This is a genomic window from Neobacillus kokaensis (assembly GCF_014656545.1).
Classification (GTDB): domain Bacteria; phylum Bacillota; class Bacilli; order Bacillales; family Cytobacillaceae; genus Neobacillus; species Neobacillus kokaensis.
This window is the reverse complement of sequence record NZ_BNDS01000009.1, coordinates 109,127-125,500: the sequence shown is the minus strand read 5'-3', so window position 1 is coordinate 125,500 and position 16,374 is coordinate 109,127. Positions and strand designations below refer to the sequence as shown.

The 16,374-nt window shown below is 37.2% G+C and carries 15 protein-coding genes; 3 read left to right on the top strand and 12 right to left on the bottom strand.

The window, feature by feature from the left end; all coding sequences use genetic code 11:
- Window positions 1-24: 24 nt before the first annotated feature.
- From IE222_RS12395 to IE222_RS12375, 5 genes are read right to left on the bottom strand one after another with little or no spacing between them, the layout of a single operon-like run.
- Window positions 25-777, bottom strand: coding sequence for an SDR family NAD(P)-dependent oxidoreductase (locus tag IE222_RS12395; protein ID WP_191273217.1), 753 nt, complete (start codon window positions 775-777; stop codon window positions 25-27).
- A 21-nt stretch (window positions 778-798) separates the two neighbouring features.
- A complete protein-coding gene (gene lpdA, locus IE222_RS12390; RefSeq protein ID WP_191273215.1) occupies window positions 799-2,181 on the bottom strand; it encodes a dihydrolipoyl dehydrogenase in 1,383 nt (460 codons plus the stop codon).
- 12 nt (window positions 2,182-2,193) lie between these two features.
- Complete coding sequence (locus tag IE222_RS12385; RefSeq protein ID WP_191273213.1) at window positions 2,194-3,510, bottom strand: dihydrolipoamide acetyltransferase family protein; 1,317 nt, start codon at window positions 3,508-3,510, stop codon at window positions 2,194-2,196.
- A 12-nt stretch (window positions 3,511-3,522) separates the two neighbouring features.
- Window positions 3,523-4,503 carry an alpha-ketoacid dehydrogenase subunit beta gene (locus tag IE222_RS12380; RefSeq protein ID WP_191273211.1) on the bottom strand — a complete coding sequence of 327 codons (981 nt, stop codon included), beginning with the start codon at window positions 4,501-4,503 and terminating at the stop codon, window positions 3,523-3,525.
- Between the two features lie 19 nt (window positions 4,504-4,522).
- Window positions 4,523-5,512, bottom strand: a complete 990-nt coding sequence (locus IE222_RS12375; protein WP_191273209.1) for a thiamine pyrophosphate-dependent dehydrogenase E1 component subunit alpha — start codon at window positions 5,510-5,512, stop codon at window positions 4,523-4,525.
- 181 nt (window positions 5,513-5,693) lie between these two features.
- Between IE222_RS12375 and IE222_RS12370 the strand changes: the two genes are divergently transcribed.
- Window positions 5,694-7,355, top strand: a complete 1,662-nt coding sequence (locus tag IE222_RS12370; RefSeq protein ID WP_191273207.1) for a sigma-54 interaction domain-containing protein — start codon at window positions 5,694-5,696, stop codon at window positions 7,353-7,355.
- Between the two features lie 43 nt (window positions 7,356-7,398).
- On the opposite strand, the gene IE222_RS12365 is transcribed toward IE222_RS12370, so the two are convergent.
- The 7 genes from IE222_RS12365 to IE222_RS12335 form a co-directional block, all read right to left on the bottom strand.
- Window positions 7,399-8,721: a TRAP transporter large permease gene (locus IE222_RS12365; protein ID WP_191273205.1), complete on the bottom strand. Its 1,323-nt coding sequence runs from the start codon at window positions 8,719-8,721 to the stop codon at window positions 7,399-7,401.
- Window positions 8,722-8,737: 16 nt separating this feature from the next.
- On the bottom strand, window positions 8,738-9,226 hold the full coding sequence (locus IE222_RS12360; protein ID WP_223282677.1) for a TRAP transporter small permease: 489 nt from the start codon (window positions 9,224-9,226) through the stop codon (window positions 8,738-8,740).
- Window positions 9,227-9,268: 42 nt separating this feature from the next.
- A complete protein-coding gene (locus tag IE222_RS12355; RefSeq protein WP_191273201.1) occupies window positions 9,269-10,315 on the bottom strand; it encodes a TRAP transporter substrate-binding protein in 1,047 nt (348 codons plus the stop codon).
- A gap of 156 nt (window positions 10,316-10,471) precedes the next feature.
- Window positions 10,472-11,224 (bottom strand): SDR family NAD(P)-dependent oxidoreductase, encoded by a 753-nt coding sequence (locus IE222_RS12350; RefSeq protein ID WP_191273200.1) that lies wholly within the window; start codon window positions 11,222-11,224, stop codon window positions 10,472-10,474.
- A 30-nt stretch (window positions 11,225-11,254) separates the two neighbouring features.
- Window positions 11,255-11,716: a VOC family protein gene (locus tag IE222_RS12345; RefSeq protein ID WP_191273198.1), complete on the bottom strand. Its 462-nt coding sequence runs from the start codon at window positions 11,714-11,716 to the stop codon at window positions 11,255-11,257.
- Window positions 11,717-12,135: 419 nt separating this feature from the next.
- On the bottom strand, window positions 12,136-13,362 hold the full coding sequence (locus IE222_RS12340; protein ID WP_191273196.1) for an NAD(P)/FAD-dependent oxidoreductase: 1,227 nt from the start codon (window positions 13,360-13,362) through the stop codon (window positions 12,136-12,138).
- A gap of 280 nt (window positions 13,363-13,642) precedes the next feature.
- Window positions 13,643-14,497, bottom strand: coding sequence for an endonuclease/exonuclease/phosphatase family protein (locus IE222_RS12335; protein WP_191273194.1), 855 nt, complete (start codon window positions 14,495-14,497; stop codon window positions 13,643-13,645).
- 362 nt (window positions 14,498-14,859) lie between these two features.
- Between IE222_RS12335 and IE222_RS12330 the strand changes: the two genes are divergently transcribed.
- Window positions 14,860-15,060 carry a hypothetical protein gene (locus IE222_RS12330; RefSeq protein ID WP_191273192.1) on the top strand — a complete coding sequence of 67 codons (201 nt, stop codon included), beginning with the start codon at window positions 14,860-14,862 and terminating at the stop codon, window positions 15,058-15,060.
- A 272-nt stretch (window positions 15,061-15,332) separates the two neighbouring features.
- On the top strand, window positions 15,333-16,349 hold the full coding sequence (locus IE222_RS12325; protein WP_191273190.1) for a phosphotransferase enzyme family protein: 1,017 nt from the start codon (window positions 15,333-15,335) through the stop codon (window positions 16,347-16,349).
- Window positions 16,350-16,374: the final 25 nt, after the last annotated feature.

The following is a 16,374-nucleotide window of genomic DNA, read 5'->3' as shown; positions in this document are numbered from 1 at the left end:
TCTTCACTCCCTTTTATACAATTTCTATCTTGCTAGTACACCGCCATCTACCGGAATTAACGTGCCTGTTACATAGTCGGATGCCGGAGATGCTAAAAATAATGCAACACCTGCTACATCTTCGGCCGTTCCCCATCTTTTCGCCGGAATTCTAGCCTCAACTTGCGGTGCTCTCACTGGATCGTTCATGAGGTCATCATTCATCGTTGTTAACATATACCCCGGTGCAATCGCATTCACTTGAATTCCAAACTCAGCCCATTCATTCGATAAAGACTTCGTTAATTGTAAAATGGCGCCCTTGCTCGTTGAATAAGCAGCCGCATTATAGCCGCCTAATACAGAAAGAATGGAACCCATATTAATGATTTTTCCTGAGCCTTGTTTTTTCATTTCAACAGCCGCTAATCTAGATAATTCAAAAACAGAAGTCACATTCAATCCAAGGATTCGATTCCAAGTCTCAATTGAAAATTCAAGGGCAGGTTTTCTTTGTATCATTCCTGCATTATTGATTAAAATATCAACTTTGCCTCCTAGCTTTTCTAAAGCCTCACTAAAGGAATCTTTTAATTGATCTAGGTCTAGTAAATTCCCTTTAACAGCGTGTACCAAAACGTTAGTTTCATTTAATTTAGCAGGGACATTATAGACCTCATCTGAAATATCAATAACCGCAACTTCAGCACCCATTTTCTGAAAGGTCTCCGCCATGGTAAGCCCTAATCCTTGGGCACCGCCTGTAATAATTGCTTTTTTACCAGTAATATCAAACATCTTTACACCTTCTTATAAAATTTAAGAATGTATCCCTTTGCCAATAAGCGAATTGGCAGATTCCATAATTACTTCCGAGAGTGATGGATGCGGCTGGACCATGCTGGCAAGTTCATCGACTGTACCTTCCAAAACCATATAAGCAGCCGATTGACTAATCATTTCCGTAACGTGGGCACCGACCATTACCACACCAAGTATTTCTCCATAATTTTCATCAATTATCACTTTTGAAAATCCATCAGTTTCGCCTGCTGTTAAAGCCTTGCCATTTCCTGAAAAAGAGAATTTGTTCACCTTAAATTTAACCCCTTTTTCCTTCAACTCTGGTTCACTCATCCCTACACTAGCAACCTGCGGATTTGTGTAAATACAGCGCGGCATTACCTTGTAATTCATTTTTTCCTTTTTACCATCTAAATTTTCGACAGCTGTTAATCCTTCTGCACTGGCGACATGGGCCAGCTGTAATCCTCCAATAACATCACCAATCGCGAAATAATCTTTTTTGCTTGTTTCTAAATACTCATCTACCGCAATATGTCTGCCGTTCATATTTAAATCTAGTTCTGTAACAGCAGAGAGATTCGGTTTACGGCCAACCGCTAATAGTATTTCTTCAGCAGCAATACTATCTGTTTGCCCTCTCTCAGATGTAATATGGACCGTCTTCTTCTGTTTGCTTTCTTCAATTGATGTTACTTGACAATTTGTTAAAACCTTTACGCCTTTTTTCTTCAGACTTTTTAGTAAGGCTTTCGAGGCGTCCTCATCTTCAGTTGGAATGATTCTGTTACCAAGTTCAACAATAGTTACCTCGGTTTTTAAACTTGAAAAAATATTGGCAAACTCTACGCCAATAACCCCTCCACCAACAATAACGATCGATTGAGGAATCTCAGTGATGTTAAAAATGGTGTCAGTCGTGTGAAACTGAACCGAATCTAATCCATTTATGGGCGGCACAGCAGGTTGACTGCCTGTTGCAATAATAATTTTTTCACCACGAATGGAATAGCTCTCATTCCCATTTACCACCGTAATAGATTTATCATTGTGAATTGTGCCGAAACCGTTATGGACATCAATTTTTCCGGCATTCAATAAATGTTCGATACCGCTTCTCAAGGTAGCAATCACCTGGTCTTTTCGGGCAAACATCTCTTTTAATGAAAAGCTCAAGTTTTCGGTTTTTATTCCCCAGCTTTTTGCTTTCTCGATACTTTCGATAATTTCCGAATGTTTTAAGAGAGTTTTAGAAGGGATACATCCTCTATTTAGACATGTCCCACCTAAATAATCCACTTCTACAATCGCTGTTTTTTTACCATTCTTTGCTGCTCTTAAGGCGGCAACATATCCGCCGGGTCCGCCGCCGACAACTACTACATCATAAGACGTCATTCTGTTACCACCTTATACTATTAATTTAAATGGATTTTCTAAAGTCTCTTTTAAGTCCGTTATGAAAGCAGCTGCAGGAGCACCATCAATAATACGGTGATCAAATGATAGACTTAATACCATCATCGATCGAATGGAGATTTCTCCATTGATCACAACTGGTTTTTCTTTAATGGTTCCAACACCAAGAATAGCTGATTCGGGTTGATTAATAATTGGGGTGAATCCATCCACCGCATACATACCCAGGTTACTGATGGTGAAAGTGCCATTTTGCATCTGTTCAGGCAATAATTTTCCTTCTCTTGCACGTTTGCCCAAGGCCTTACACTCTTCGGTCAAGGCCGCAAGCCCCATTTGATTAGCATTTTTAACTACTGGAACAACTAAACCATTCGGTACCGCTACTGCCATCCCAACATTGACATTTGTATGATAAACTATTTCATTTTTATCCAATGAAACATTGATATCAGGATGACGCTGCAATGTGTGAGCTGTTGCTTTAAAAATGATTTCGTTGAACGAAAGTCGACAGCCACTGATTTTTTCAATAACCGGCAGCAGTTCTTTACGCAGACGGACACAATTTGTCATATCCACTTCACTCGTTAATGTCACGTGTGGAGCTGTGTTGGCGCTTTGCACCATACGATCCGCAATAACTTTGCGAATTCCTTTAAACGGCACCCGTTTCTCGCCCTGCTGAATGGCTGGTTGAACATGTGATTCATTTGTAGGATTCGACGTAAGAAGATCCGCTTTCACGATTTTCCCATTTGAACCTGTTCCCGTTACATTCTTATAATCAATGCCTAGATCAACAGCAATTTTCTCGGCTAATGGCGTAATTTTCTTTGTATTCTCCACTAAGTAGTTTTCCACATCGTTTTTTTGAATACGCCCTTTTGGTCCGGAACCTGATATCCTACGTAAGTCAATATGATTAGCTTCAGCCAATTTTCTGGCCGCCGGTGTTCTTCTCTTTTTGTTTGGGTTTTCAAAAGGTCTCTCTTGTATAGCACTATCTTCAGCTGCTGCTGCCTGAGAAGCACTAAATGATTTATGGTCAATGCCATCTACACTTTCGCCTTCCTCACCAAGGTAAGCGATCACTTCCTGTACCTTTACAGTCGAACCTTCATCATATAACGTTTTTAATAATACACCTGTCGTTTCTGCTTCAACCTCTAAGACAATCTTATCTGTCTGAACTTCTGCAATCGCGTCGCCTTCTTCAACTACTTCGCCCACTTGGGCTAACCAAGAAACGATCGTTCCTTCTTCCATTGTGGCGCCAAGTTTAGGCATAACTACTTCTGTTGCCATGATGCCACCTCCTTACTTGTTCATTAACTTTCGGCATTCTTTGATAATATCATTTACTTGCGGGACGGCAGCTTTCTCTAATTCCGGATTATACGGAATAGGGGCAGCGACACCACCTAAACGTCTAATCGGAGCATCTAAGTAATCAAAGGCATCACTTTCTGCAATCATACTAGCAATTTCTGCACCATATCCGCCTCTTTTAACAGCTTCATAAACTACTAATACACGGCTGGTTTTCTTAACCGATTCTAAAATCGTTTCTGTATCTAATGGCACTAATGTACGTGGGTCAATGACTTCCACGTTTATTCCTTCGTTTTCAAGTTCTGCTGCTGCTTCCATGGCTCTATTCACCATGATTCCAGTTGCAACAATACTGATATCTGTTCCTGATTTTTTGATATCTGCTTTTCCAAGAGGAATTTCATACTCCTCTTCAGGTACTTCACCTTTCACAGGGTAAAGCATCTTATGCTCATAAAATAAAACCGGGTTATCATCTTTAATGGCTGCTTTCATTAAGCCTTTGGCATCATATGCATTTGAAGGCTGCACCACTTTCAAGCCAGGAACATGTGTCATCCAAGCTTCTAAACTTTGCGAATGCTGTGCGGCAAATCCGGCACCGGAACCGCCCGGGAGTCTCACAACAACTGGAACTTTCGCCTTACCGCCAAACATATAGCGGTTCTTTGCTGCTTGGTTGACAATGTTATCCATCGCAATCATAATGAAATCCGAAAACTGAATTTCTAAAATAGGCCGCATTCCTGTCATTGCCGCACCAACTGCACAACCACTAATTGCCGCTTCAGAAATTGGAGTGATTCTTACCCGCTCCGGTCCGAATTCTTCTATCATCCCGTTTGTTAAGCCGAATGCTCCTCCATAAACGCCAATATCTTCACCCATAATAAAAACATCTTGATTATTACGCATCTCTTGACTCATTGCTTCTCTAATTGCTTCTGAATATGTTATCTCTCTCATTTTAGTCATCACCTTTCGCTTAAGCATAAATATCTGTCATTAAAGTGTCTAAATCTGGAGCTTTGCTATTTACGGCAAATTCAACTGCATTATCCATCAAGGTCTGGACTTTTTTCTCCATTTCGCCATATTCTTCTTCTGTAAGAATGTTCTCTTCGATTAATTTTTGCTTAAATAACGCAATTGGATCTCTATGTTTCTTCCAATCTTTTTCTTCTTCTCTCGTTCTATATTTTCTGGCGTCACTGCGAGAATGACCTTCCCATCTGTAAGTATGTGCCTCAATAAGTGTTGGACCTTCACCATTTCTAGCTCTTTCCACCGCTCTTTCAACAGCTTCAACAACGGTTAAAATATCATTTCCACTAATTGTTTCACTTGGAATACCGTATGCTGCCCCCCGTTCTGCAATATTTTCAATATTGGTCATTTCTTTAATTGAACCTGACATTCCGTATAAATTATTTTCACAGAAGAAAATGACAGGTAACTTCCAAACTGATGCTAGGTTAAGTGATTCGTGGAAAGCCCCCTCATTGGTAGCACCGTCACCGAAGAAACATAAGACAACATACCCTAAGTTCTTCATTTTCGATGTTAGTGCTGCCCCTGTTCCTAAAGGAAGACCTGCACATACGATACCGTTTGCACCAAGATTACCAACATCAAGGTCAGCAATATGCATGGAGCCCCCTTTACCCTTACAAGTACCAGTCTCTTTTCCAAGTAATTCGGCCATCATTTTCATGACATCGGTTCCTTTGGCAATACTGTGACCATGTCCCCGGTGAGTACTGGTAATTTTATCTTCCTTCGTTAATGGTACACATGCTCCAACTGCAGTTGCCTCTTGCCCAATACATAAATGCATGGTCCCGTGAATTTTTCCTTGTTGATATAACTTTTTCAAAGTTTCTTCAAAATTTCTAATCACCATCATGTCGTATAACATGGATTTTAATTTTTCAGGTGTTATTGATGAGCTTTTCAAAGTTGCTGCATTTGACATATATTTACCTCCTAGATTGTTTTGGTAGTATTTACAAGAATAATTATGCAATTTTTGTGCCAACTGCAAAAACACACAATCTCCAATGAATTCATACTTTTATACAAACAAAATGATGTACAATTGATTAGTTTGATGTAAAATATCATCATTAAAGGAATAATGATGCAAGGAGGTACCAATGGAAAACCTGTTGTCTAAAATTAACATCATAGGTGTTCTTATTTTAAATAAACAAGGAGATATCCTATATACCAATTCAATTGCAAAAAAATATAGTTATTATTTTGATGAAATGATGGAGGCGGTCATGAATCATGCGGGGTGCTTCTGCACAATAAAATATCCCGCAGAAATCAGCGCTTTTTCGCAAGATGACCAAATTATCGTTTTAATCAATCCTACAAACGAATTAGTACGATTAAAAAAAGAAAAAGAATCACTGCAAAATTTACAAAATGAATTAAACGGTGTTATTAATTCTTCATTTGACGGCATTGTTATTTCCGATCATGAAGGGATCATCATTCACCAAAACCCGGCTTACGAACAAATTACCGGTTTATCTGCAAAAGATTGTATTGGACGAAGTTTAAAAGAACTGGAAGAAGAAGGTATAATTGATGCTTCGGCTACATTAAAAGCCTTGGAAGAAAAGAAAGCCGTCACGATTATCCAAAAAATAAACACGGGATCAACCGTTCTTGTTTCAGCTGTACCTATACGAAATAAAAATGGAGAAATTGTAAAGGTTGTAAATAATGTCAGAGATTTAACCCAGCTGAACACCCTTGAAGGAGAAATACAGCAGCTCGAAAAACAAAACAAACAGATACATGATGAATTAGAGCTGTTAAAAGAACAAAACGATCCAAAGCTTTCTTTTATCGCTAATTCCGACATCATGAAGGATGTTTTAGACCGGGCTTTACGTGTATCACAAATTGATTCGGGAGTTCTAATTCAAGGACCATCTGGAGTAGGTAAAGAAATGATTGTAGAATTAGTGCATCGTCACAGTTTCAGAAAAGATCATCCTTTAATTAAGATTAACTGTGGTGCCCTTCCAGAGTCATTATTAGAATCGGAGCTATTCGGTTATGAATCCGGCTCCTTTACGGGTGCAAATCAGAAAGGAAAAGCGGGTTTATTTGAAGCGGCTAATCGCGGAACCATTTTCTTAGATGAAATTGGTGAAATGCCGCTGCCATTACAGGTAAAATTGTTGCGGGTCCTGCAAGAACGTGAAATTACTCGTGTTGGCGGCACGCGGCCAATCCCCGTTGATATTCGAATAATAGCTGCAACTCATCGTGATTTAGCAGAAATGATAAAAAGCGGGAAGTTTAGGGAAGACCTGTATTATCGTTTAAATGTAATCCCAATCAGAATACCTTCTTTGAAGGACCGAAAAGATGACATAATACCGCTCATCTATCATTTCCTAAACCGTATTAATCATAAATATGGGATTAATCGAAAATTTTCAAATGATGCTTTACAAGCCTTTTTATATTATGATTGGCCAGGGAATGTACGTGAATTGCAAAATATCGTCGAAAGAGTTGCCTTAATGAGTATGAATCCTGAAATTGATATACACGAATTACAAAAGGAATTACAATTCACTGATGACATAAAATTTAACGATAAAATACCACAAACGGATATAGCCATGGATTCTAATATGGAACCATTAAAAGATCAACTCGAATCCTTTGAAGCCGAACTGATCCGCGAAGCGATTAACCACTTCCCTAGCATTAGAAAAGCGGCAACTGCATTAAAAGTTGATCAGTCAACTTTAGTGCGGAAAATGCAAAAATATAAAATTGAAAAATAACAAAAGAACATCGTCTATCATAAGACGATGTTCTTTTGCATCATTAGCCACCTATTAAATTTGGAAGAAATAATGTAATCGATGGTACATACGTAATAATCAATAATACAACCAACAATGCACCAAAGATTGGCGCAACATATCTAAAGGTCTTTTCAAATGGAATATTCGCAATATTACTTCCTATGAATAAATTGATACCTAACGGAGGCGTAATTAGTCCCAAACTTAAATTTAAGCAGATAATCATTCCAAAATGAACCGGATCAATCCCTAATGGAAGAACAATTGGGAGCAATAATGGCACGAAAATTAATACTGCTGCTACCGTTTCCATAAACATACCAACAATTAATAGGAATAAATTGATGATTAACAAGATAATAATTGGATTCGTTGTAATGCTTTGGATTGTTTCGGCTAAGAATTGCGGAATTCTTTCAATTGATAATACTTGTCCGAAAAATGTCGCCGCACTAACAAAGATTAAAACAGAACCGGTTGTACGGGCCGATTGTAAAAAGGTTTCCAATAATTCTTTCATGGTTATTTCGCGATAAATAAAAAGACAAATAATTAAGCTATACACCACGGCAACAACAGCTGCTTCTGTAGGTGTTACCACTCCGCCATAAATTCCACCAAGAATTAAAATTGGCGCTAACAATGCCCATTTTGCTTCATTTAAGGCTTTCCAAAAGCTGGCCTTATTTTTTTCAGCTGCCGCCGCGGCTGTTTCTAAAACAGTTCTTTTGTCTAGCAAGCCGAAGCCTTCTTTTTTAGAAATGAAATAATTGACGATTAATAACGCTACAGCAACTAAAACTCCTGGAAAAATCCCGGCTATAAACAAATCACTAATAGATGAATTAGACATTACCCCATATAGGATAAATACAATACTAGGGGGCACAATTGGTCCCAATGCCCCGGCACTAGCAGATATCGATGCTGCATAACCCGGAGCATAGCCGTTCTTTAGCATGTATGGAATCAGAATAGCCCCAATACTAGCAACCGTCGCCGCACCAGACCCTGAAATCGCTGCAAAAATAAAACTAGCAATAATAGTAATAATACCTAAACTCCCTGTTAACGAACCAACAAAGCTTTGAATAAATTCAACTAATCGTCTAGCCATACCGCCCCTGCTCATAATGTCACCCGCCAAGATGAAAAACGGGATTGCCACTAACGGGAATGAATCCATTGAACTAAACGATGTTTGAATAAACAATGTTAATGGAACGGTTCCTTCAATTAATACAACCAATAGACTTGCAGTTGCTAAGGCAATGGCGATTGGAACCTGCAGAATAACCAAAATAGCTAAAAAACCAAATAGCATTAAAGTGACTGTACCCATGAATCCTTCCCTCCCCTTACAACATGATCTCTTGATTTGATGTATTTGTAACTTTTTTGAACATCTGAAAAATTAAACGGACCGACATAGCTAGATAGCCTAGTGGAATACCGAGATAAATGATTCCTTTTGCTAATCCTAATCCTGGTGAATCCCCACCGTATTGAATCATGGTGAAAGAATAGTTAAATCCTATAAAAGTTATAACGATTGAAAAAACTAACCAAATAACTAAGCCGATTTTCAAAATTACTGGTTGTATTTTTTTCGGAAATATTGCAATTGCTGCATCTACCTTGATGTGTGAATGTGTTGCCGTTACGTATGCGGCACTGATAAATGTTAGCCAAATAAATAAATATCTAGTTAACTCCTCAATCCAAATAAAGGAAGTACCAAAAATATATCTAGCAACAACTTCCGTAAACATAAGAACCGTCATAATCAGCATTAATAGAACACAAAATAAACCTTCGATTCTGATATTTGTCTTCTCCTCTTTCAAATTGCTCACCTCTAATATCTAGTATGAATATGAATTCCTGCCTTACTCGGTTTTCCCAAGGAGCTTTAAAGCTATTTCATAATTTTTCTTACCTACTCTATCAATGTTTTTATCAATTGCTGGCTGTACAGATTTTTTAAATAATTCTAACTCTTCAGCAGTTGGCTCAACTACCTTAACACCTTTCTTTTCCATGCCTTCTATAGCTTCCTTTTCTGCTTTAACAGCTAGTTCCCTGGCATATTTAATTTGTTCATTTGCTGCTTTATCTACGACTTGTTTCAGTTCATCGGTTAAGCCGTCATAAAAATCTTTATTGACCATCAAAATATGAGGGAGCGGAAAATGTCGTGTAAGCGTCAAATTATCCGCCACTTCATAAAATCTGTCTGCATGTATTAGTGGCGTCGTAGTTTGGACCCCGTCGATTGTCCCTTGCTGTAGTGAGGTGAAAATTTCCCCATATGAAATTGGCGTCGGATTTGCTCCCATTGCAGCAATGGTCCCTGCTTGAAGCGGTGTAGTTGTACTTCTGATTTTTAAACCTTTTAAATCAGATGGTTCTCGTACTTCGTGTTTATTGTTAGCGATTGCAAATGAGCCAATACTAAACGTTCCTAAAAAATAGGCATTCGATTTTTCTTCTAAATCCTTCTTAAGGATTTCTCCGTATTCCCCATCTGTTAATTTGTACATTTCCTCTTCATTTGAAAATAAGAAAGGAACATCAAAAATGCTATAGGAAGGGGCATGTGCGTTACTTGCTACAACAAACCCTGCATTTGTTACAACATCTAAAACACCAGTTTGAAGCATTTCATATTCCATATCTTCAGAAGGAGTTAGAGTTCCGTTGTTATAAATTTGCACTTCAATTTGACCATTACTCTCTTTTTCAGCTACTTCCTTAAATTTTTTATAACCAGTATGGAGAAAGTTGTTGTCAGAAACTAAATTAGCCATTCTAATGACAACTTTCTTACCATCTGCCCCAACTGTTCCAGCTTCCTTTCCAGCCCTGCACCCTGAAAGGATTAAAACGATAGAAGCGATTGTGAATAAGATGACCGAAAGCCTTAATTTCCCCAAAGTAAGTCCCCCTTTAATGTTTACTATTTTTATTTCTTGCAAGCTTTGTGCCAATTTATTTTGTTGAGAAAACACTTATAATTACCATAATAGTCTGTAATTTCGATGCATTTTTACATTTCGTGATGCAATACTACAATCATTGACGATAAATTACTATCTGCCTAGAAATCCACCATCAACTGGAATGATTGCTCCGTTAATATAATCTGACTTAGTAGAAGATAAAAATTCTACGGTCCCTGATAGTTCTTCCGGATTGCCTAAGCGGCCTGCAGGTATTCGAGAAACTAATGACTCCAATCTTTCTTGATCGTTTAGAATGTGCTGATTTAATTCCGTAATATAATAACCCGGAGCAATCGCATTGACATTAATCCCTTCACTTGCCCATTCATTCGATAATGATTTCGTTAATTGTGCAACAGCACCTTTACTAGCAGAATAAGCCGCGGCATTAAATCCACCCATAAAACTTAAGACGGATGCAATATTAATAATTTTTCCCTTCCCTTTCTTTTTCATTTCCTCTGCTGCGAGTCTGCATAATTGGAAAACCGTCGTTACATTTATATCCAAAATTCTTTGAAAATCTTTGACAGGCAGTTCTAAAGCCGGCATTGGTTTATGGATACCAGCATTGTTAATTAAAATATCTAGCTCGCAGCCTAGCAATTCAACAGCTGTATGAAATAAATTAGGAAGCTGTTCTTGATTCGATAAATCTGCATGTAGTCCAACAACATCAAAATCTTTTTTTCTTAACTCCTCTACTACTTGGTCCAAATTTGGTGAAATGTCTAAAATACAAACTTTGACACCATTAGAACAGAGCCCTTCAGCCATTGCTAAGCCTAGACCCTGCGCAGCACCTGTTACAATTGCTTTTTTACCTTTTAAATCGTTCATTTATTTACACCTCTCAATGTTTCCGATACTTTAAGACAATTTCTTTTCCATTAACTCGATAATATAGCCATCAGGATCAAGCATATAAACAGCTTTGGATCCTTTATTTGCACCAGCTGAAATATTCGCTACTTTTTTCGACTTAAATTGAACCCCTTTGGCTTTTAATTCCTTAAACATTTCTTCCAAATTTTCAACCATTAAACAAATATGACCAGTACCGTAATCGCACGAACGTGAACTTGCTGAATACGTATCAATACCGACATATTCTAATAATTCAAGCACATGACCGCCAGGAATTTGAACAAAAGCAATTTTTATTTCTTTTAAACCAGGAATTTCTACAATGTCAAAAATATAGTCACTATTTGCTACTTGTGTAGATAAAAGTTCAAAACCTAGAATATTTACATAAAAATCAAGTGCACTTTCTAAATTTTTTACAGTTATACCACTATGAATAAATCCAACAACCCTACCTTCAGCCATGTTAATCCTCCTCATTTATTTTTCTATTTAAATCATTATGCAATAATCATGCCAGAATTTTAACTTATTTCATACTTGTTGTGACGATTTTTCTACAAAATTTGATGCAATTCTACAATACTGATGCAAAATTAATGCAAAAGGTGTATAAGGCTGATTATTCACTCTTCGAAAACATCATAAAGAATAGAGTTCTTTTTTCTCTTTATAAGAATTTTGAACAAATAAAAAATAGCTGATGGATATCCATCAGCTATTTTTTATTTGGCATTAACCCTTTAGGAGTCCTATTACTTTTTTCACTTATTAATGAAATATATTTCTACAATTCGCTTAACTGAAAATATTTTTATAATGATTTAATCGTTGATTGCTTTAAGTTTTTCAGGCTTTTTAAACGCCATTGACATAAACATATGCTACGGATGAATGATGTTTTTCATTTCCGTTTCTAAATCCGCTGGTTCATTTGCATAATTGTAAATTCCTAAGAACTTTTGTATCGCTCCTGGGTGTGAACGAATGATGTTGTACATCGCTGCTTGTTGCTCGGATATCGGTTCATTCTTTGAGATTTGACACCCCATTTGAAATCGAATCATAAACTCGTTTTCCATTAGTTGTTGATATTCATCAGCCATGGTTTCCCACTGCAGGTTCCAATCACGATGATTTGATAAAACTGTCGATAAAATTCTAGCCCCATAAATAGCATCATGCATTCCTTGAGCCATGCCCGGATCTTTAAAGCTTATCGCATCTCCTACCAATGCCCAGCCTTTTCCCATTCCTTGATACCAATAATTATCATACCCAACGATTCCTTTGATTGCACCCATTAATTGTGCAGACTGCAAACGCTCTGGAATCGGTGTATTTTTAAAATTATCCATTAAAAAGTCATAAAGACCACTTTTCGGGTTTGTTTTGATCCTCTCAATCCATGCTTTGTTTTGCAATGGAAGAATACCGACTACAACATATAAATCATCACATGTCGGAAAAAGAATCGCAGTATGTTCTTTTATTTTATATACTTCAAATTTTGGTACATCCTCTTTTTGAAAGTTTGCGTAATAACCATAAAAAATAGCAGCATTTGCTTTTTCCGCTACTTTCAATTTACTTTTTGCAGATGTGCGAATAACTGAAGAACGGCCATCTGCTCCAACGACAATTTTCGCCCGGAACTGTCTTTCGATATTGTGAGCATCTATCCCTTTAACACCGATAATGGTATCGCCTTCATAAAGCACATCCATCACACGAAACTTCTCCAAAATCGTTACGTTTTGCTCAGACCTGGCCTTCTCAATCATTACGTGATCAAAATATGTACGTCTGATACAGTGACAGTTATCCTCACCATGAACCATTGGAATGACTCCTTCGATAACGGTCTCATCAAACTGAAACTTTATATCCCGTACTGATGGTGTATTGGTTTTTAATAATTGATCCATTACTCCGAGTTCGCGAAGAATCGCTGTAGTATTGTTAAAAAAAGTATGAGTAGATAACGTATCACTAGGAAAGGCTGTACGATCAATTAATAACACGCGAAAACCTGCTCTCGAAAGATAGATCGCTAGAGTGGTACCTGCACACCTGGCACCGGTAATAATTACATCATATATCTTAGACATAATGTCACCTCAATTTATTTATTATAGTACTTCCAGAGCCTTTGGGAGCTTATGTAGGGAAGCTAAAGGCTTTTATTTATACTAAACTTTTCAAATTCTAACCTTACGATTACAGAAAGCTAGTAAAAAAACAAAACTTGTATAAATATAATATGAAAATAGAAAATAAATAATTACATTCAATTCAAGTTGATAATTTCTTCCAGGCTCATTCAGCTTGGTGATTCCCCTTGGAGGCGGGAAAAATAAAAAACCTCCGCAAAATGCGGAGGGATCCAAATTACTTATTTCCGTTGTTAAAAGGCTCGTTGCGTTCCAATACAAGCTCGGTCAATATTGGTAGATGATCCGATGCTAGTGTATTAATGACTTTGGCCTCTTTTATTTCTAAATTAGTGGAGCAGAAAATATAATCGATTCTTTTTGCAGGGTTTGCTGCAGGGTACGTATTTGCTTTGTTTTCACCTGCAAATGTATCTTGATAATTAGAATACAACAACTGCATTTCGTTGCTTTCGGGTGTTGCGTTTAGATCACCTAAAATGACTTTTGGCCCTTCAGACTTAGCCGCAATATTAATTATTTCCTCAATTTGGATATGGCGTTCTGCTGAGGTTAATGCTAAATGCGTATTGTAAACATGAAGGTGATTTCCTTTCACGTTAATAACCGCTTCCAGTAGTCCCCTCTGCTCGGTATTGCCAATTTTCGTAAGGGGATGGTTTTCTGACTTCAAAATTGGATATTTACTTAAAATCGCTGTACCGTACTGACGGCGGGGTTCCCCTGGCTTTATCGGCTCCAAGTCAAGATTTGCGGCATATGTATAGAACATTCCAAGCCGGTCTGCCAGCCTTTTAGCCTGATCCTGCAAATCACTGCGGCTTGACCAGTGATTATCCACTTCCTGCAGTCCAATAATTTCTGCATTTGCTCCCTCAATCATTTGTGCAATTCGTTCTAAATCCAAAACTCCGTCTTCCCCAACACCGTGATGAATGTTATAAGACATAACCTTTACATCAACCGTTTCTCCACGTGGGAATTCCTGTTCTTCTGCGAAAGCACTGTTTCCCAAAGAAGTAAGTGTAAAAATCAATAACATCACCGCCAATATAATAGGTCCTTTTCTCATCTTATCCACACCTTCCTTTAATAACAACACCTATTTTATAGGTAGAATTTATAGAATCTATTACATTATCGTAAAAGGAAGATTTGATTTTTGTTAATATTATGTAAATTTTAATGACTTACTAGGGTACTTCAAACTAATGATTATGGAAAAAAGGTGTCAAGGGTTATCTGGATAACTAAAATGAAAGGAAAAAGTGACCCAAAAGCGCATCAAATTTGTTCTTATACCTTTTTCAAGCAGGTTTAAACAGTAGTACATAACTGCCCAAACTCCATTTTCAAAAATCTTTTAAAAAGCGGGATCTTTTTACTGGATTGGGCAAAATACAATCAACTTGTTATCAAAGAGGTGTATACACGATGAAAAAAGAGAATGAAGCGATTGAAGCCAATCAACAAATGGATGAAATATTTAATGACAATGATTCCAGGCATTTTCGAGGGGATTCTGAGGCAGAAACGGCTAATCATCAAATTAATGAGCAGTTTTATGAAAATAAGAAAGAAATCAATTCTCTGCCATTCCAAATAGAAAGTAACATTCCGCCGATCAAAAAATAAGAACTATGGTGTCTGCTAAATGATAGTCCACCTAATGACAATTCTAGGTGGATTTTTTATATCTTGCTGTTAGATTAAAAAGTCTTTTTTATCTCCACACTAAATCCATTTAAGATCGAATAATTTTGTTCATACATTTCTTCCTGATATATAAAAGTATTATATAAAACTATTCTTAGTGAATGAAAGTGGTTTATAGGATTTAAATATTGACCATTTATTTATATTTTTGTAGAATTTTCTTACAACACTGGAAAGATGAGGATGAAATAATGGAAGAATCAGTTTCAAAATTGTTTACTGAAGAGATTTTTCAACAGGCATTAACTTTATTTGACGCTGTAGAAAAAGAACCTAAAGAGCTGGGGGATTTCGAAAATTATGCATTTGAGGTTTATCGAAATGGAACCCCTTTCATCCTTCGTTTAACTCACAGCTCCCATAGGACTAAGGACCAAATCGAATCAGAGCTCGATTGGTTGAACTTTTTAGCAGATCAAAAGATAAATGTGTGCCGCTCACTTCCATCTATAAATGGAAGTTATGTAGAAGCTTTAGCTGCAGAAGACACATTCTTTTTTGCCTGCCTGTTTAAAAAGGCAAATGGAAAAAATGTCAGAACTGAAGATTTCAACGATGCCTTGTTTTATGAGTGGGGTAAGTTAGTGGGTAAAATGAATCATGCAACTAAAAACTATCAAATACCAGAACAGATTACCAAACGGCCTGAATGGGATGAAGAAGATTTAATTGTATTTGAACAATATGTTCCCGCGGAAGATAAAGACCTGATTGAAAAAGGAAATGCCTTACTGCAGCAAATTCAAAAGCTTGAAAAAACACCTGACTCCTATGGCTTAATCCACTCGGACGTCCATTCAGGGAATTTCTTTGTAGAAAACGGCAACATTGAAGTATTTGATTTTGATGATTGCTCATATCATTGGTTTGCCAGTGATATTGCCATCCCGATTTATTATGCAGTTTGGTTTCAAACAGATTTAAAAACCAAGCAAGAACGCTCACAATTTGCCCAAAACTTCGCTGCCCATTTTTTAAAAGGATATTATGAGGAGAACGATCTTGACGTCTATTGGCTTAAACAACTGCCATTGTTTTTCAAACTGCGGGATCTCACTTTATATTCAGTCTTTCATAAAAAAGAAGATTTATCAAAGGCTAATGATAGATTGCTAAAATTAGTGAGTGATATTAGATATCGGCTCCTTTTGGATGAAGCGATTGTCGAGATTGATGTTGAATATATTTTAAATGAATTAAAAAAATAGACACGAAGCACCTTAGTCGTGTCTA